Here is a 16343-nt window from a genome sequence, read left to right as displayed (position 1 = left end):
CTGGTCAGTGGCCGTGTCTACTGTGCAGTGTAGACACTTCTCTACCGAGCCCGGTTTAGGCCATCCGGTCCCAGAACTTTCGCAGTCGTGGGCTAACATCGGCCCTTTCGGTCCATCAACCAGCAGGTTTCTCGGGTGCGAGAAACGACCGGGGCGCTCAGTACCGCCCAAGGACTGCTCACTCGGCATCGGCTTCACCCCCGCTCATGGTGACGCTGTCGAGGTCGTCCAGTGACGTCTGACTCTCGTCGGTTAGTTCGACGTTGCCGACGTCGGTGCGCTCGTGGACGATGTCGTAGACGGCCTCGTCTTCGTTCTCGGCAGCGAACGCGTAGGGGAGGATCTCCGACGAGACGAACTCCATGAACTCCGACGTCTCCATGTCGGGTTCGAATACTTCGACCCAGCCAGACTGCGCAAGGGAGACACGGCGGAACTCGTCCTGGTAGTCAACGTCGAGAGTCAGGACCGCGTGGTCGCGGATGGCCTCGTCGATGGCGTCGGCATCCAGCGATTCGCGACCCGACCACGTCATCGTCGTCTCGAATGCCGGCTGGTCTTTCCCGATCTCCCACACGTCGAGTCGGTCACGCTTGTCCTCGAGCCACGACCGCAGGTCAAGATACGCGGGCTCGATCCGACAGTTCGTCTGCCGAGCCCCGAGTTGCTTGAACGCGAACGCACCTGCGCTTGTTGACGTCATCGCGAAGCCGTCGTGGCCGTTGGCCGCCGGGACTGCTGCCCATTTGGTCCCGGTTCGCTGCCGGACGGTCGACTGCCCCTTCTCGACGGTGTTGCCTGCGGGATACCACTGCTCGGGCTCTTTCTCTTCGTCCCAGAGCGCAGCACCCTCGTAGACCTCGACATCGCCGATCGTCGACAGCGTTGCTTGCGTGGAGTCGTCGACAGACAGCATCCGGACGAACTTTTTCTCGCCACTGTCGATGAACCGCTCTTCGCTAGCGCGGTACTCCGCAGCGACGGGGTCTTCGAGCCAGCCGTCGGTGACGATCCCGAGCTTGCCGCACTGCATCAGGCCCCACCTCCGAGCATCGAGCCGGACCGTCCGCTGCTCTCGTCATCGTCGAACAGCTTCCCGCACTCCGAGCAGCGGAAGATTTCGGTACTCACTGCATCGCAGACCGGGCAGATGTTGTCGCTCACGACGATCCCTCCTGGTACTGCCGCCAGGTATCATCGCCGCCGGGCGTCTCGTCTGGGGAGGATGCGTCAGCAGCCAGCGCTGCGTTGACCGTGTCCGAAGCATATCGCCCGGCGACGCCCATCTCCTCGAGTCGCTCAACAACTTCAGACCGGTACATCCGGTCTTCGTTGCCCAGCACGGCCCGCTGTCGGCGATAGGTTTCGGTCTTGTTGTGACCCTCGTAGACGTAGAGCAGCCACACCAGCATGTCCGGGTCGTCGGGCCGTGGCTTGCTCGTCTCAGCCTCAAACCGGCACGCTCGACAGCAGTATCGCCGCGAGTCTCGCGACGGCCGGAACGTCTGGCCACACATCTCACAGTCGCGGTCGTCCAGCTCCCGCATCCACTCGGAGCGACACTCGTTTCCACAGAACCGCCGGCCGTCGGCGTCGGAGGGCTTGACCTCAAACTCTTCACCACAGCCCTCGCAGGTCAGCGTTTCGCGGTTGCGCCTGGACGCGCCGGTACAGGACCGCGAGCAGTACTTGCCCTCGGTGCCGGCCGAGACCTCGAACTCGTCGCCGCAGTGATCGCAGGTCGACAGCTCCGGCTCGACCAGACTCTCGCCGTGGGTGCGTGCATGATGGATCCGCATCGCCTCCTGGTCGTCGAAGTCTCGCGTGCAACTGGGACAGTCGACCGTCATGGCAGATCACCGTTGAGGAAGTGCGATTGCACGTCATCGAACGGGACCAACTCCGGCCCGCCGCGGGACTCGACCAGTGACTCGATGAGGGCAGCCGATGCCTCGCTGACGTGGCCCAGCGTGGTGTCGCCGTCGACGGCGACGCGCTCGTAGCGGCCGACCTCGTTGCTGGCTCGGACCAGCACGGTGTTACCGTACATATCGTCCGCGGGGAACCGAGCGACGACGTCCTGGCAGGAGTCCAGCGTCTGGCGGAAGTCCGTCCACTGCGGGACGGCCTCGGCCCAGTCGCCGTGGTAGTTCAGAACGCGGATGACCGACGGGTTCGGGGCCTCCAGCAGCAGGTCACAGAGTGCGTTCCCGACGACGTCGTCGGGCTCGAGCTCGGCGCGGGCCTCGTCTGGGTCCGTCGCGGCACTCATGCTGCCTCCTCGGCATGGGAGTAGATGGTCAGCTGGCCACCCTCCAGCGCGACATGTGCTTGCGAGTCGCCGATGACTCCCTGCTCGATGAATTCACTGTCGACGGCGAACACCTGAGCGGCGTCGACGGGCTCGCCACAGTACGGACAGAAGTTCGCAGTTGGGCGGTTCTCTTCGGCCGCCATCTTAGGCCACCTCCGTCACGTCGACCGTGCTGTCGGTCTTGATCCACTCGTTTCCAGCGACACCGGCCAGCGTTGTATTCGAAAACTCTCGGAGCGTCACCGCCGGCGCGAACACGGACTGGCCAGCGCGACCAACGCACGCGATACCGGTGTCGGGAATCTCGCTGCGGGGCGGGTTGTCTTTACTGTCGGATTCGGCCGCTTCGACGGCATCGCGAACGTCGGCGTCGGTGGCGTCCGGACGCTGGCGGCGAGCGGCGGCCTGAACAAGAGAGAGCCAAATGGGCCACATCAGGCATCACCGTCCTCAACGACGACTGGGATGTCCTCGCCACTGCTACGAAGATGGTCGATGACTTGGCCGAGGTCGTCTAGCTCGCCCTCATCAAGTGACGGTTCGACCTCGGTCAGCACGCCCTCGAGCATTGCCGCCGCGCCGTGATCGGTGAGCCCGCCGACCGTCTCGCGGGTCGCGCTGACGGCCTCGGAGTGTCGCCGGGACCGCTTCCACAGCAGGTCCTTCCCCGCCTCGGTCAGCGCGTACTCGTTGGTTCGTTTGTCGAGTTCGCTCTTCGTGAGCAGCCCGTTCTCGACGAGCGTGTCGAGGTTCGGGTACAGGCGGCCGTGGTTAACTTCCTCCTCGTAGTACGCTTCGAGCCGTTCCTTGATGCCGAGCCCGTAGTCGGCACAGTCACGCGCCTCGGCCAGCTGGAAGAGGATCTCGAACTGGAAGCGTGTCAGGTCGCCGCCGTCGTGGGCCGGGCGGACGCCCCCATCGGCCATGACCGCCGGCTCCGTCGGCCGGATCGTCACATCCTGGGGCTGGTAGAGCTCACCGTTGACGATGAGTCGGTTGATCTCGTCGAGGACGTCCGGCAGCTGGTAGGGACTGGTCGTAACCGCTCGCGTGACGACCATCCCGACCGGGGCCTCTTCGCGCTCGCCGCCGAGCGTCTCGATGGCGTCGTAGATGACGGTCGTCGTGGTTCGCTGGTCGGTGCTCGTGTCGGTATCGTTTTGAGTATCGTGTGTGTTTGACATCGTGGTCTCGATTCCTGCCTGAAGCCACAATCGAGACTGCCCTGCGTGCACGGGCTCGGCTTTGGTAGGGTGAGTCCGTGTGCGTAGACAGGCTCGCGGGCTGGGCCGGGTCGTTGATTGGTGAGCTGTGCTACTGGTCTGCCGGGACTAATTCATCGAGGTCGACGTGAGATGTGGCATCTCGAAGCTGGTTTCGAATGTACTCGCTATTCGAAACACCCTCTAAACCCGCGGCAATGCCGACCTTTTTCTTAAGCTCGGAATCCACCCGGATGTGTATCCGAGGATCGTCATTTTCCGGCATTAGTTATGTGTTGCAAGTGTTGCGACTTAGTGCTTGTGGTGCAATAATTACAGTTAATGGGAACATTACACGCATGGCCCTATACTTATATGTGTTGCTGGGCAACACAGATGTATGGCGAAGCAGCTGAGTGTTCGCATCGACGACGAATTGGAAGAAATGATCAGCGAGGAGGTAGAGGCACATCCCTACGAACCATCGGAATCGGATATTGTCAGAACTGCCCTGAGGGAATATCTCCAGGGAAATGCGAACAGCGCCCAAGTCGCAAAGGCTGACTGACGACATTTTACGCGCCCCCTCCAGCGTCGGCCCTGATGCGGTTCTCTTCCATACACCTGTACTGACAAGACCAACTTTCAAAACGAAAGGGGAGGTGTTTCGCGAACTTCGTGCCGCGCCGTCTGGCGATTAGACCGTTTCGTACTCGACTGCCGACCACTCTGGTTTGTTGTCTGGGCCCGCCCGCTCGACGTGGTTGTACTGCTCGAGCTTCGAAAGGTAAGTTTGGACGGTCCGCTTCGTCCGGGCGTCGTCGACGCGGTCTCGATACTGGTCCATCACGCCGTTGGTCGTGATCGGGCCGAACTCTTCGACGACACAGAGCACGGCTTCCTGGTGGTCGGTCAGCTGGTCGCGACTCTTCTGGCGTAGTCGGTCCCGGGCCTGAGGCAGGATGCGTTCGACGACGTCGTCGGGGACTTCCCCATCCTCTTCGATGGCGATCCGCAGCGTGCGGACGCCGACCCGAGCGTCACCGTCGCAGTGCTCGGCGATGTGCATCATGTCCCGTTCGTCCCACCGTGAGCCCGCCCGGCCGAGCACATACTCAGCCCGCTTCGACAGGATCGCCGCGATCTCCCGGTCGGCGTATGCACCGCACTCGATCCGGCGGCCCACGCTCAGCCGGCTTTTGAGCCGGTCGGCCATGCCAGCGAATAGGTCCTCCTCACGGTTCGCGACGAGGATAAGATTGACCGGAACGCTGTGCAAATCGTAGAGGACGTCCTTGTCGTGCAGTTGGTCCACCTCGTCGAGGACTAGGTACTGCGGATGGCCTGGGTCGCCTTCGAGATGCGATATCAGTTCCGACCGACCGGTGGCGTTCTCGTGGACCGGCGCTCGGCAAAGCTGATCGACGGTCTGCAGCAGGATATCCCGGCGTTCGTCGTGGCGCCAGGCATTCACGTACGCGCTCTCGAACTCCGGCATCTCGCCGTCCTGCTCGAGGAGGTCAAAGGCGAGCTTCGAGAGCATCGTCTTGCCCGTGCCCGTCGGGCCGATAAGAAACATCAAATCCGTTGGCCAGGTGTCGCCCGGCCGCAGCGCCGCCATCAACCGATCAAGCTCGTCGCGACGGTGGACGACGAGGTCCTCGTCGGGAACCCGCTCTTCGTCCAACACATGTCTGGAGGAGAGCATAAGTAACTGGATAGTACTCAGATATGATATATAAAGCAACAGGGGGTCGTTTCGTTCGTTTCGTGCGCCGGTGCGCTAACCAACAACCGTGCGCAGATACCACCGGGTGTTGGTTAGTCTCCTCAGCCGAAGATGAACAGCAGCCCTAGAAGGAACCCTAGGATGAACGTGAGGATAAGGAAGTTGCCGAACCAGCGCATGATGAGCAACGACCCAGACAGAAATGGATTGTCGCGAGCGTCGCCGCCGAGCACGTCCTGCAGTGACCGCCCGCCCAGCTGGAACAGCGCTTCTGGCAGTGCGACCAGGAAGAAAAAGTACGGAAACACGAGGACGCCGACAACACCCAGCACGACGCCGATGTAGTAGTCGCGCTTCCGGTTGGAGTCGCTGGTGGGCTCGTCCGGGACATCACTACCGTCGTAGCCGGCAGTGGCGCTGTCGGTGTCGATTTTCGCGTAGTTAAACCCGCCACACTCACGGCAGGCCGAGTTGTTCCGCGGCGAACTGGTCCCGCAGTCCTGGCAGATCCACGTCACTCGGTTCGTCGAGTCGAGCCGGTCTGTATCGCTCGGCTCGAGCTTGGCGAACTGCTCACTAGCGCACTCTCGACAGGGAGGGTCGTTGCTGTCGTGACGGGCCCCGCAGTCCGCACAGATCCACAGCGGCCCGTCGGATGGTCAGGCATGGCGGCGATGTAGCTATCTGGTCACTAAATCGGGATAAAGCTGGGGGCATCAGTGGCTTAACCAACAGTCGTCGGCGGAGCCGGCCAGTGTTGGTTAACGCTCGCAGTACGCCCCTCCTGTCAGCGTGGGGTAACCGCTTAAAACAAGAAATGAACGCTGTCAGTTCTCCGCGGCGGGACTGTCGCAGGTCGGACCGTGCTCGATCCAGTCGATGTTGCGGGCCCCGCGGCCACAGTCACAGCAGACCACGTAGCCCGTCGGCGCGCCGATCTTGATGCCGTCGACGTCGACCGGGACGCCAGAGCGAACCAACCTGAACTCGGACTCGGGCAGCGCCCAGGCCGGCGGCCGCATCATCGGACGTCCACCTCGAGGCCGGTCGACCGACGGTAGGCCAGCAGCGTAACGTGGTCGCTGACCGGGCTCGGGAGGTAGACACCGAAGCGCATCGACGACAACGGCGTGATCTCGACGTGGGCCCAGTCGATCCAGCCCTGGCCGTACTGCATCTCCGTCATCGGGACACCCCGTCATCGATGTGTTCGAGCAACGAATCGTCGATGGCATCACGGTCGACCCCGGCGGGGATCTCCCGCTCACCACGACGGAACTGGATGCGCCGGCAGTGCTTGCACCCGCCGTCGGGCCGCCGGTGGAGCATGTCCGGGCAGTCACAGGTCTCGGCGACCAAGTCGATGATGTACCGCGTGCCCTTGTTGTAGACAGCCACCTGCTCGTCCCGTGTCGCCGGGTCGTCGGCGTAGATATCCATGTGCTCGGTCAGCGCTCCGACGTCGCGACTGTCCAGCTGGGCCAGCGCTTCGATGTCGGCACTCGCTGCGGCGGCCATCAGTCGTCACCCTCCGCTTCGAGATCGTGGGCGGGCTCGGTCAACTGCAGCCGGGAACGCGGGAACGCGTAGCGCCGGGTGTTGTCGATATCGACGCACGTCCGCTGGGCGTAGACCACTTCGATGACGGCGTCGTCGCTGGGGTAGTCCTCGTTGTAGTCCGCGACCGTCGCATCGTCACCGACGGCGTACTCGTCGGCGTCCTGGGGCGGCGTCGCGACCACCAGCAGCGTCGCCGCGTCACCGTCGTCGTCAGCATCGCGGTCTTCGACGTGGTCGCCGACAAAGACATCCTGGAGGTCGGCCGGACAGGTTCGAGCGCCAGACATCAGTGATCGCCCTCCATGTAGCCCGCATCTTCAAGCGCCTCTCTCACCGCGAGGTCGTGGCTCGACCCATAGCCACGACCAACCGGCGAAGTCCCGATCGAGATCAGGCCCGCTTCGCAGTCGTAGACGCGGACCTCGTGGTCAAGACCACCGACGCCTGTCATCCGGCTGCGGATGGCGACCGTCCACTCGCCGTCGGTCGCCCAGCCGCCGGGCAGGCCGGCGTCCTCGATCTCTTCGAAGCCGCGGTCGGCCAGCGCGTCGACAAGCTCGCTCATCAAGCCTCGACCTCCTCGGGGTAGAGATCGCGAACGACGGCGCGGTACGCATCGCGAGCGTCGGCGTCGACGGTGTCACCGTGACCTTCCGGCCGCGAGATGACGGCCGCCCAGTCCGACAGCGGCCGCACACTGTCGCCGTTGCCGGCGGCCTGGGACTCGATCACGACAGCGCGACCGCCGTCGGCCGTGACGAACAGCGTCTGGATGGCTGGCCGCTCCCGGTTGGGGACGCCGGTTGCCTGCCCGCGGTCGTTGGTGTTGTACTCCAGCTGGAGGCCGGCCCGTGCCTCGACGGCGAAGTACCGCTCTTCGTCAGCGGCGGCGTCTTCACGAGCGCCGTTGTCGGCCCACGTCTCCGGGATGATCTCTGGGTTGTCTGACTGATCGATCCACTTCCACACTCGGTCCGTGCCCGAAGGCTTACTTCGGGTGGATGGAATAGTACTCATTGCTTCGTTGGTAGCGAAGCGGTCGGACGCGGTGCAACGCGTCCCGGCCATCGTGTTCTGCGTCGGATCGCCGGTGTTCCGCTTCACGTATAGTAGTCATAGCGCCATGCACTTAATACTTACTCTATAGCGTATACACTCCAAAGCGTGCATACGCATAAGCGTAAGTTACTTACTCCAAGGCGTATACTTACGACATGAGGTAATATATGGCTGTCCAAGAAACAGACGAGGTAATGAGTGAAGAGGGACGCGCGCTGCTGACTGATCGCGAACGGGAGATAATCAGTGGCGACGCCGATGTGTCGGACAACTACCGGTACAAGGTGGAAAGCACGGTTCGAAACCGCGTCAAGAAGCATCTCGGTGAGGATCTGGATTTCCTACAGGACCACTTCCCCGAAGTATATGAAATGGTCGTCGACGAGGTGAACGATGCCCAGCAAGACTGACCGCACCGGCGGGGAGATAGACTGGCCTCACTGGGCTGAGCGAACGCAGCGCCCAGAAAGCACGCCGAAGTTCTCGGTCACGCTCGCGCAGGCGATCAACGATATCGAGACTGAACTCGAGGACAGACTCGGCGTCGACGACTGGCGACTGTCGACCGCAGCGCCCCATCGCAAGAAGGACGGTCGCCCCTACGCCGACGCGAACCCGGCCGATCCCGGCGCTGTCGTCAGATGGACGATGGACGGCGAGCAGTACGCCGTCGCCGCCGACCAGTACGACGGCCTCCGGGACAACGTGCGCGCCATCGGCCTCTACATCGCAGAGAAGCGGAAGATGAACAACCGGCCGGTCCACACCGGGCAGGATGAGTTCGCGACGGCGCAGCTGCCCTCGGGGAACGAAGACGTCATCGTCGCCGGCGACGGCTCGGGTGTCGCGTCGACGGAACCGCCCCACGAGGTCCTGGGCGTCGCTGAGGATGCTTCCGACGACGTCGTCGAGGCCGTCGCCCGCAGGCTATCGGCGAACGTCCATCCCGACAACGACGACGGCGATCGCGAAGAATTCCAGCGGATTCAGGAAGCCAAGGGGGCGATGCTGGATGGCGAGTGAGCAGGAAGGCGCAGTACGCACCCTGCTCTCGGAGTCGAACAATCTCGACTCGACGAACGATATCGACTACCTGCTCGGCCTCATCGGCGAGGCTATCAGGAGCGACAAGGGGTTTACTGACGACACAGAGCGCGCACAGTGGGTCGTCGCACAGTGGTCCCAGGAGGTCGGTTACCAGCCTGACCTCACTGAGTATCCGACTGGGAAGACCGTCCCCAGAGGCACGGTCCCGCCGCGACTGAGTGAGCGGGGCCTGGAGGACGCCCATGTCTGAGTGCGAGCAGTGTGGCGTCACGTCCCGTGGCGCCCATCCGCGAGTTCGACGGTGAAACGCTATGCATCGACTGCGCAGCGCCGGGCGACTGCTCTCGCTGCGGGACCGACACATCGGAGCTCACCCTCGCCGGCGAGTGGCTCTGTAAGTCCTGCCAGGACATCCGGAGCGACCGGGACACCACACGCGACGCCAATCAAGAAGGTCTCGGGAGGTTCGCATGATGCGGGTCATGGTCGATATCGAGACGCTTGGGCTCGAACGGGGCGCGGCTATCCTGAGCATCGGCGCCGTCAAGTTCGACACCGACACGATCGGCGGCACGTTCGAAGCCTCGATCAGTCGCGAGAGTTGCGAGGCGGCTGGCCTCACCGTCGACGAAGATACGCTGGAGTGGTGGCAGGATCAGTCCGACGCCGCTCGCGAAGCCTTGGACGGTGGCGACGCCCTCGAGGATGTCCTGCAGGACTTCTCGCTCTGGGCCGGTGGCGCTGATGAAGTCTGGGCAAACAGTCCGTCGTTCGACTGTGAGATGCTCATCGAGGCCGGCAAGGCCGTTGGTGTGTCGATGCCCTGGGAGTTCTACGAGGAGCGGGACGTACGCACGCTGAAGTCGCTCCCCGTCGCGCCGGAGCTCGAACATGACGGCGTCGAACACGACGCGCTTGATGATGCGATCCACCAGGTGCGTCTCGTGCAAGCGACACTCCGCCGGTTGGAGGACAGTGATGTCTGACAGCCACATCGCTGTCTCATCGTGGGACGACATCGACGCCGCACCGGAAGCCTCGTCGCGAGTAAAGCAGCGCGTCGCGACGATCTTCACCGAACAGTCGTGGGACCACGTCGTCTGGCTCCCGTCGTGGCTGCTGGAGGACAGCGACAAGGATATCGAGACGGTCGATGCATCCGATCACCTGGCCGTCGGCGACGTCGAGGACTACAGCGACAAGGCGTGGAAGTTCGAACAACCGCATCGCAACGGCCTCGGCGGCTATCTCCCAAAGTCGTCGGTTGTCGTCTTCGAGCGCGTGCGCGGTGTCGAGGAGATCGCCACGCCCCAGACAGGACTGGCTGCCTTCGCGCGTGGTGACGATGCCTGACCTCGACGATTACGTCGACGTTCGGGAACTGCACCCGGCCTGTGTGAAGCTCCCGTGTCGCTACGAGCACTGCGACGCTGAACGCTGGGTCTGTGGGTCAGGGTCGACGCGTGGCTACACGGTCTGTCCTGACTGCGGGCCCGATATCGACCACCTCACTACTGGAGCGACTGTTAGACTATGACCGGTACTAATCGTTGCCACTGGTGCGATTCCCGGCTGGCTTCCGGCGAAGGACTCGACAGTAAGTTCTCTCACGTCGACGGCCAGGTCTGCCGTGAGTGCGTTGCTGCGCCACGCATCGCGCTGGTCGGCTGTGGGTCATCGAAGATCGCCCTCGACGACGGCGAGACAGTGGCGGCGAAGGACCTGTACGACTCGCCGTACTTCTCGCTGAAACGCGAGTTCGCCGAAACCTGCTGTGACAAGTGGATGATCCTGTCTGCGGAGCACGGTCTCATCTCGCCCGACGAAGAGATTGGGGCCTACGACGCCTCGCTGAAGCCGAGTTCGAACAGCTACATAGGCGACTACGAGGCCGGGAAGTGGTCGGTCAACACATCCAACGAGATCCGTGTCTTCGATTCGTTCCAGGCAGTGTATGCGAGCTACGTCGTACTGGCAGGAGAGGACTACGTTCGCCATATCGAGGACGAACTGGCAAGCGGCCACCGCCGCGTGTCGTTCCCGTTTCGGTCGGACGACCTCGGCGGGATCGGGGACCAGCAGGGCTGGCTACGCGAGCAGATCGACAGCTACCACCCACCGGACAGGGCCGATCTAGATCACTACGGAGCGGTCGGTGGTGAGTCGGCGTGAGCGAAAGCGACCTCCCGTTCGTTGAGGTGACTGTGCGCCACCGACTGCCGTGTCCCGAGGACGCATCTGAAGAAGAGGCGTTGCGCGCTGCGGAAGCAGAGTTTGCTGAGGTGCGCGAGTCCGACGAGGCCGACTTAGAGCTCCGATACGTGGATGCCACTGACCAGGAGGGAAACCGTGGAGATCACTGACCCCTCCGACATTATCGTCGAGAACCCACTCCCGCGGCAGACACTGCGCAACGCCAGCTGGGGCTACCATGTCAGCTGTAGCTCACGCCGCTGCGAGTGGGCCGGATTGTTCCCGACACTCCCGCTCGCCGAGGAAGCTGTCAATGCGCACCTCTATCGACGACGTCGTAAGCAGGATGCCTATCACGTCGGCCGCTGTGGCGCGGACTGCACCCAGTTGGAGGCTGACCGAGCCCGTCGCCTGGGCGATACTCATCACGTCTACATCGGCGACGCCGGCCCGGCCGAGCCACTCTCGTTCGACAGCGAGTCCTGGGGCCCATGGTATCCGCGCTCGACCGACGACGTCGACGGGCTCGTTCAGCGCGGTGACCGAATCGAACTGCCGGGCGACCGTGAGGGCAAGGTCGCGCGGGTGACCGAGACGCGATCGTGTGGGATCGCGACGTGGTCGGTGGCCTACGCTGATCCCGGGACGGACCTCACACGGGACGACTGGCAGTCGAAGTTCCAGAACGAACTCGTCGCTCGCGATGGCGACGTGTACTGCCGCTACGGCGAGGAGTTCCTCGGCGCACCGGTCTTCGAAGTCGTTGGCGAGGCTGAGCACCAGGCGGACTTTACCGAGTTCGCAGGAGGGTCGGTGTGAACGTCGCTGACGCCGACGAGTATTGGATGTGCGACGAGTGTTTCGAGCAGTTCGACGCGGCGATATACGACAAAGGCGACTGTCCACGGCCCTACTGCGACAACTCCTCGAACACGACCCTCGACGATTTCTGACTAACCAACACTGCACAACTTTTCTTGTTCGATGTTGGTTAGTGCCTGTAGTTAGTCTAACTCTCCGGTCTAATCTATCAGTCTAACCCACCAGTCTAACTGATCAGACTCACCAGTTAGTGTGCGTCGTACGTCTGACGAGTGTTTATGCCGGTTTAGACTCACGAGTGAGACATGCTCGCGTACACGATCTACAGCGAGGCCGGCGGCGTCGGGAAGACGACGCTCGCTGCGAGCCTCGCGACGGCGCACGCTGACCACGGTCGCGATGTCCTGGCCATCGACCTCGACCCACAGCAGGGGTCGCTGACGTATCTCCTGGGCGTCGACGCGCCACGGAATGACGGCGACGCAGACAACATCGCCCGGCACCTCATCGACCGGCCACTCGGGCCGTTCGCTGACATCGTCCAGGAGACGGACTACGGCTTCGACCTCGTGCCCAACCACGACATGCTGGAGAACCTGCCCAGCCTGCTCTCGAAGGCCGACGAGATGGCGGAGGACCTCGGCGAGTACTTCGCGCCGAACGAGCGCCTGTTTGAGGTCCTCGTCGACGCCGGCGTGATGGAGGACTACGACACGATCGTCGTCGACCCGCCGGCGACCGCGGGCCCACAGCTGTACAACGCGATCCACGCGACACGGTCGCTCGTTGTCCCGGTCGAACCGACGGGCAAGGGGATGCAGTCCGTCGAAGGCCTCGAGGACGTTGTCATCAACCTCCAGGACTCGCTCGATATCGACATCGGCGTGATGGCGGTCATCCCGAACGGCATCGGTTCGACGAGCGACCAGCAAAAATATCTTGAGCGGATCCGCGACCTCGGCTTTGACGCGCCGGTCGCGATCGCCGACCGCTCCTCGCTCTTCGAGGGCTGTTGGGACACGCAACTGCCGGCGGCACACTACGTTCAGGAGGTCCGCAGTGCCTACGACTACGAGGAGGAGACGCTCGCCCAGCTGGATGAACTCGCGACCCACATCGAGGAGGTGGCGTAGATGGGCAACGGCATGAAGTCCGGCTCCGGTGAGGATCCATTCGAGGGCATCGAGAGCAGCGACGACCAGGACGAGGAGCCAGCCGGCGACGCTACCGCCGATGCGGCCGATGAAGCGGCCGCCGCTGCGGATGCGCCTGGTAGTGATGATGAGGGATCGGCCGACGGCGGCGTCGACAATAGTGGAAACGGTGGTGTGTCGACGGGGCTACCCTGGAAGTACTCACGGTCGAATGCAAAAGACGGCCGGGAGATGGTGCAGTTCTTCCTCCAGGAAGAGACCCAGGCCGCCGAGGAGGTCGCGCAGTCCGAACTCGGCGATCGCCTCGACGAAGACGTCCTCGTGCTGGACCTCAGGGAGGCAGCGTATCAGGTCGCCCTCGAGCAGCACCTCGACGACGTTGCCGAGCAGCTACGCGAGTGGGGCTACGACGCCGAGTAACGACACCGAACCCGCGATCTGTTTCAGGAGTGGTTCGCTCACAAGGAACCATCCCAGAACAAACGCGTCTAGGAGAATGAGCAGTATGGCTATCACCGCTGCCGCCCCTATGATTCTTTCAAGCACGACAGCTGGTTTCCCGGTGTAACTTATATACCTTCTCCAGCTTCGCAGTCTGATCGAAATTTGTATAGCGCTATACGCTATATAGAACTGGCGACACCCCGCGTTTCGAGTGTTCTCGCGGGATAGGCACACCACTGTTTCCGGAGTAAAACCGCCAGACGGCGACGGGAAACACTCGCAGAGTGGTGTCAGATTCACAAATACTGTCTCTTATCTGTGGAGGTGGGTGGGGTGACAGCGCTGCCGCTGGCGAGCCCGCTCAAGTTATAACCAACGCGAACCCTCAGGAGTGTCGGTTAAGAAGTAGTTGGACTCCTGGGGTTGGCCGCGACAAACGAGTCGTCTAAACCGCGATCACTCACGGATCCTGTCAGTATTGTCCTGTGACTGCTCGACCGCCGGCACGGGATCATCAAGATCTTCGAATGCCGCCTCGACGGATCGTTCGCGAGCCTTGATCCGGGCGATCTCCCGGGTGTTCTGGTTTATTTGACGATTGAACAGCAAGATCGTTATGCAGCCCATCGCGAAGATGAGGACCAGCACGCCTGCTGTGAGTGGATTAGTCATATGGTAAACTTGTGGCGAGTAGTTTGTAAGCAAACCCCCATGCTGACAGGTTTCAGGTCCGCTCGGCGTTCTGCGAGACGCGGGCCCGGATGTCGTCGATGATCTCCTCGAGGGGCTGGCGGGAGCCGATCCGTAGGTCAGTCCCGGAGGCCGACGGCTGGGCGTCGTGGATGTCGACCTGGTCCGGCGTCGGGAGCGCCTCGAACGCCCGCGACTCGACGAGCGACCAGTCTGTCCGACCGGCGGAGAGTGTGACCGTCCCCTCAGTCACGGGCGTGTCCAGTTCACTGGCGAGTTGCTTCGCGACGAGCGTGCACTCGCGGTCCGTCGTCAGCCCGGTGATCGACCGGACGATAGTGTGTGGATCCGACACGGTCGTTGAAGACTCTCCGACAGGCCGATATCCGTAGTCGATGGCCACCTCCTGGCCGTCGCTGATGTTGCCCGATGACAGCGCGACCAGTTCACCGGGCTGGGCGTTGAGTGAGTAGTCTTGGCCCTCGACGTACTCAGTTGATGTGCCGGGATCGTAGACGGTCTCGCGGCCATGCACGAGTTCGTTCTCGTCCAGTGGGACAGCCGTGTCGTGCTGGGCAGTCACGCGCTCATCGCGACGCCGCAGCACCGAGCCCTTGATGACGACCTTGTCGACGGCCTGCTCAACGCGACGCTCGTACTCCCAGTTGGAGACGTCGTCCTCGACGTCGGTTGTCCGCTGGCCGGCCTCGGTCCAGACCACTTGGTAGGAGTCGCCGTCGCGAACGGCCTGCCAGACCGTCCCCGGCGGTGCGATCTGGTTCAAGACTGTCGCGGCGTCGTCGTCGAACGTCTGGTTGATGACGAGTGGTTGCTCGTTGAGGTCTGCATAGAGCTCGTACGAACTGACGGACTGAGCGTTGTACCCGTTCGCAGGAGATTGCTGTCGACCACTCCCGTATCGGCTCAGGCCGAACCGGGCACGGACTGTGCTAGACGATTGGCTGAATGTGACATCAACCGACTCGGTGTTGTTCTCGGAGCCGTCCGACGGCGCGTAACTGCCGCCCTGGTCGTTCGAGACCTGCAGTTGCTGGTTGTTCGAGACGTCGTCGTACGCTGCGTTGAGCCGGGCACCCTCCGCCGAGAGCGATGTGATGGCGTCGTCGGTATCCTGTAGTAGCAGCTGTGGATGGGGTTCCGGGCCGGGTAAGTAGCCATCACTGTTGACATTGTCTGGGAACGTGTAGCTGAATCTGGCGTCAGTCAGGCCGAGCGTGTCGACCTCGATGACGTTGCCGTTCTCTTCGGTGACGGAGATTTTGACACTAACCGAACTCCCTGCAGAAACACTCGGGGCGTCATTGGCTCCGGACCTTTGCAGGAAGGTAAACCGATCACTGCCGTATCCACCGGCAGGGATCAAGTAAACACTATTGCCGTCGATCGTTACCTCGAATCCGGGCCCAGAACCACTCGGCGCTCGAAGCCTGATCGAGGCACCAAGCTCGCCGGCCGGGATGTCGTACTGTGGCGTCCACGAGTATTCCAGTTCGTGCACTGTGCTACTCATCGCGACCATCTCACCAGCACTTGCGTTGCTGTCAGACCGGACGCCGCCGAAGAACGTCTCCTCTTCGGCTTCTCGGAGCCACGATGTTTGCGCGACCTCAAGCGTGCCGTTGTTCAGCTGCAGCGGCGATGTGCTCGGAAGGTCAGGCAGTAGCTGCTCCCATTCGCTCTGCGTGCTTGCTGACTGTACGAGTGTTTCCGTAGCTGCACTGGGCGGCGCATCGACGTCAGCCGTGTATGGCGTCTGTCCGATGATGTCATCAGCAACAAGATGCGCCGGTCGCGAGTCGACCTCCATCCGGACACGCTCGTCGAGTTCGACGGCGCCGCGTCCCTCTAGGATCCAGCCCCGCTCGGTCGCTCGCGGTGTGTCGACCTGATCGACCGGTAGCCGGACGCCGTTGAACCAGGCCCGCATCGGCTGGCCGTCGAAATCCCCACGAGCGTAGCGGTCGCTTGCCCGCACAGGAACCGATAGCCGCGGCAGGCCATTGATCGTCGGCTGTGGCGTGGGCTCGCCGACGACGTCCGGCCGCCAGATGTTGCCGTCGGGGTGGTCCACTTCTAGATACCAGCCGCGGCCGGGGACTATCGACGTC

Annotated in this window: 30 protein-coding genes and 1 pseudogene; 14 read left to right on the top strand and 17 right to left on the bottom strand. The window is 62.8% G+C overall.

All coding sequences use genetic code 11. The annotated features are described in order from the left end of the window. Nucleotides 1-178: 178 nt before the first annotated feature. The 7 genes and pseudogenes from AV059_RS20540 to AV059_RS22850 form a co-directional block, all read right to left on the bottom strand. Nucleotides 179-1033: a hypothetical protein gene (locus tag AV059_RS20540; RefSeq protein ID WP_058997800.1), complete on the bottom strand. Its 855-nt coding sequence runs from the start codon at nt 1031-1033 to the stop codon at nt 179-181. Next, on the bottom strand, nt 1033-1164 hold the full coding sequence (locus AV059_RS23055; protein WP_255356217.1) for a hypothetical protein: 132 nt from the start codon (nt 1162-1164) through the stop codon (nt 1033-1035). The genes AV059_RS20540 and AV059_RS23055 overlap by 1 nt, the downstream gene beginning before the upstream one ends. Then, the gene (locus AV059_RS20535) at nt 1161-1850 is read right to left on the bottom strand and encodes a hypothetical protein (protein WP_058997797.1); all 690 of its coding nucleotides are present in this window, start codon (nt 1848-1850) and stop codon (nt 1161-1163) included. The genes AV059_RS23055 and AV059_RS20535 overlap by 4 nt, the downstream gene beginning before the upstream one ends. Continuing rightward, entirely contained in the window at nt 1847-2272 is a 426-nt protein-coding gene (locus AV059_RS20530; protein ID WP_058997795.1) for a hypothetical protein, read from the bottom strand. The genes AV059_RS20535 and AV059_RS20530 overlap by 4 nt, the downstream gene beginning before the upstream one ends. Next, nucleotides 2269-2457: a zinc-ribbon domain-containing protein gene (locus AV059_RS20525; protein WP_058997793.1), complete on the bottom strand. Its 189-nt coding sequence runs from the start codon at nt 2455-2457 to the stop codon at nt 2269-2271. Before AV059_RS20525 ends, AV059_RS20530 begins: the two co-directional genes overlap by 4 nt. Before the next feature lies 1 nt (nt 2458). Next, a complete protein-coding gene (locus tag AV059_RS20520; RefSeq protein WP_058997791.1) occupies nt 2459-2749 on the bottom strand; it encodes a hypothetical protein in 291 nt (96 codons plus the stop codon). Nucleotides 2750-2973: 224 nt separating this feature from the next. Continuing rightward, a pseudogene (locus AV059_RS22850) lies at nt 2974-3240 on the bottom strand (PadR family transcriptional regulator); the annotation flags it as partial. Between the two features lie 676 nt (nt 3241-3916). On the opposite strand from AV059_RS22850, the gene AV059_RS22185 reads away from it, so the two are divergent. Next, nucleotides 3917-4084 (top strand): ribbon-helix-helix domain-containing protein, encoded by a 168-nt coding sequence (locus AV059_RS22185; protein ID WP_154021060.1) that lies wholly within the window; start codon nt 3917-3919, stop codon nt 4082-4084. A gap of 129 nt (nt 4085-4213) precedes the next feature. Here the strand turns inward: AV059_RS22185 and AV059_RS20510 are convergent, their stop codons facing one another. The 8 genes from AV059_RS20510 to AV059_RS20480 form a co-directional block, all read right to left on the bottom strand. Further along, a complete protein-coding gene (locus AV059_RS20510) occupies nt 4214-5206 on the bottom strand; it encodes a Cdc6/Cdc18 family protein (RefSeq protein ID WP_195156699.1) in 993 nt (330 codons plus the stop codon). Nucleotides 5207-5346: 140 nt separating this feature from the next. After that, on the bottom strand, nt 5347-5763 hold the full coding sequence (locus AV059_RS20505; RefSeq protein ID WP_058997787.1) for a hypothetical protein: 417 nt from the start codon (nt 5761-5763) through the stop codon (nt 5347-5349). Between the two features lie 309 nt (nt 5764-6072). Continuing rightward, nucleotides 6073-6270, bottom strand: coding sequence for a hypothetical protein (locus AV059_RS20500; RefSeq protein WP_058997785.1), 198 nt, complete (start codon nt 6268-6270; stop codon nt 6073-6075). Further along, the gene (locus AV059_RS22180; RefSeq protein WP_154021059.1) at nt 6267-6431 is read right to left on the bottom strand and encodes a hypothetical protein; all 165 of its coding nucleotides are present in this window, start codon (nt 6429-6431) and stop codon (nt 6267-6269) included. The genes AV059_RS20500 and AV059_RS22180 overlap by 4 nt, the downstream gene beginning before the upstream one ends. Beyond that, nucleotides 6428-6763, bottom strand: a complete 336-nt coding sequence (locus AV059_RS20495; RefSeq protein WP_058997783.1) for a hypothetical protein — start codon at nt 6761-6763, stop codon at nt 6428-6430. Before AV059_RS20495 ends, AV059_RS22180 begins: the two co-directional genes overlap by 4 nt. Further along, on the bottom strand, nt 6763-7092 hold the full coding sequence (locus AV059_RS20490; protein WP_058997782.1) for a hypothetical protein: 330 nt from the start codon (nt 7090-7092) through the stop codon (nt 6763-6765). Before AV059_RS20490 ends, AV059_RS20495 begins: the two co-directional genes overlap by 1 nt. Further along, on the bottom strand, nt 7092-7370 hold the full coding sequence (locus AV059_RS20485) for a hypothetical protein (RefSeq protein WP_058997781.1): 279 nt from the start codon (nt 7368-7370) through the stop codon (nt 7092-7094). The genes AV059_RS20490 and AV059_RS20485 overlap by 1 nt, the downstream gene beginning before the upstream one ends. Then, on the bottom strand, nt 7370-7909 hold the full coding sequence (locus tag AV059_RS20480; RefSeq protein WP_228841855.1) for a hypothetical protein: 540 nt from the start codon (nt 7907-7909) through the stop codon (nt 7370-7372). Before AV059_RS20480 ends, AV059_RS20485 begins: the two co-directional genes overlap by 1 nt. 122 nt (nt 7910-8031) lie before the next feature. Between AV059_RS20480 and AV059_RS20475 the strand changes: the two genes are divergently transcribed. The 13 genes from AV059_RS20475 (at nt 8032) to AV059_RS20425 (ending at nt 13500) form a co-directional block, all read left to right on the top strand. Next, nucleotides 8032-8274, top strand: a complete 243-nt coding sequence (locus tag AV059_RS20475) for a hypothetical protein (protein WP_228841854.1) — start codon at nt 8032-8034, stop codon at nt 8272-8274. Then, nucleotides 8258-8887, top strand: coding sequence for a J domain-containing protein (locus tag AV059_RS20470; protein ID WP_058997775.1), 630 nt, complete (start codon nt 8258-8260; stop codon nt 8885-8887). The genes AV059_RS20475 and AV059_RS20470 overlap by 17 nt, the downstream gene beginning before the upstream one ends. After that, nucleotides 8877-9161, top strand: coding sequence for a hypothetical protein (locus AV059_RS20465; RefSeq protein WP_050038772.1), 285 nt, complete (start codon nt 8877-8879; stop codon nt 9159-9161). Before AV059_RS20470 ends, AV059_RS20465 begins: the two co-directional genes overlap by 11 nt. Nucleotides 9162-9187: 26 nt before the next feature. Then, nucleotides 9188-9385, top strand: a complete 198-nt coding sequence (locus AV059_RS22175; RefSeq protein ID WP_154021058.1) for a hypothetical protein — start codon at nt 9188-9190, stop codon at nt 9383-9385. Further along, the gene (locus tag AV059_RS20460) at nt 9382-9897 is read left to right on the top strand and encodes a 3'-5' exonuclease (RefSeq protein ID WP_079980896.1); all 516 of its coding nucleotides are present in this window, start codon (nt 9382-9384) and stop codon (nt 9895-9897) included. Before AV059_RS22175 ends, AV059_RS20460 begins: the two co-directional genes overlap by 4 nt. Then, on the top strand, nt 9890-10264 hold the full coding sequence (locus AV059_RS20455) for a hypothetical protein (protein ID WP_050038769.1): 375 nt from the start codon (nt 9890-9892) through the stop codon (nt 10262-10264). Before AV059_RS20460 ends, AV059_RS20455 begins: the two co-directional genes overlap by 8 nt. Then, a complete protein-coding gene (locus AV059_RS20450) occupies nt 10257-10448 on the top strand; it encodes a hypothetical protein (RefSeq protein ID WP_058997771.1) in 192 nt (63 codons plus the stop codon). Before AV059_RS20455 ends, AV059_RS20450 begins: the two co-directional genes overlap by 8 nt. Beyond that, nucleotides 10445-11083, top strand: a complete 639-nt coding sequence (locus tag AV059_RS20445) for a DUF6884 domain-containing protein (RefSeq protein WP_058997768.1) — start codon at nt 10445-10447, stop codon at nt 11081-11083. The genes AV059_RS20450 and AV059_RS20445 overlap by 4 nt, the downstream gene beginning before the upstream one ends. Beyond that, nucleotides 11080-11274 (top strand): hypothetical protein, encoded by a 195-nt coding sequence (locus tag AV059_RS20440; protein WP_050038767.1) that lies wholly within the window; start codon nt 11080-11082, stop codon nt 11272-11274. The genes AV059_RS20445 and AV059_RS20440 overlap by 4 nt, the downstream gene beginning before the upstream one ends. Continuing rightward, complete coding sequence (locus tag AV059_RS20435; RefSeq protein WP_058997766.1) at nt 11261-11923, top strand: hypothetical protein; 663 nt, start codon at nt 11261-11263, stop codon at nt 11921-11923. Before AV059_RS20440 ends, AV059_RS20435 begins: the two co-directional genes overlap by 14 nt. Further along, complete coding sequence (locus tag AV059_RS22170; RefSeq protein ID WP_154021057.1) at nt 11920-12057, top strand: hypothetical protein; 138 nt, start codon at nt 11920-11922, stop codon at nt 12055-12057. Before AV059_RS20435 ends, AV059_RS22170 begins: the two co-directional genes overlap by 4 nt. 174 nt (nt 12058-12231) lie before the next feature. After that, nucleotides 12232-13059, top strand: a complete 828-nt coding sequence (locus AV059_RS20430) for a ParA family protein (RefSeq protein ID WP_058997765.1) — start codon at nt 12232-12234, stop codon at nt 13057-13059. Then, the gene (locus AV059_RS20425) at nt 13060-13500 is read left to right on the top strand and encodes a hypothetical protein (protein WP_058997763.1); all 441 of its coding nucleotides are present in this window, start codon (nt 13060-13062) and stop codon (nt 13498-13500) included. Nucleotides 13501-13980: 480 nt separating this feature from the next. Here the strand turns inward: AV059_RS20425 and AV059_RS20420 are convergent, their stop codons facing one another. Continuing rightward, nucleotides 13981-14196: a hypothetical protein gene (locus AV059_RS20420; RefSeq protein ID WP_058997761.1), complete on the bottom strand. Its 216-nt coding sequence runs from the start codon at nt 14194-14196 to the stop codon at nt 13981-13983. Between the two features lie 52 nt (nt 14197-14248). Beyond that, nucleotides 14249-16343: hypothetical protein (locus AV059_RS22575; RefSeq protein ID WP_195156698.1), on the bottom strand; the 2095-nt coding region annotated here is incomplete at its 5' end.

Source organism: Haloarcula sp. CBA1127 (assembly GCF_001485575.1).
GTDB lineage: Archaea > Halobacteriota > Halobacteria > Halobacteriales > Haloarculaceae > Haloarcula.
The sequence above is the reverse complement of the archived record's forward strand: the minus strand, read 5'-3'. Positions and strand labels throughout refer to the sequence as shown.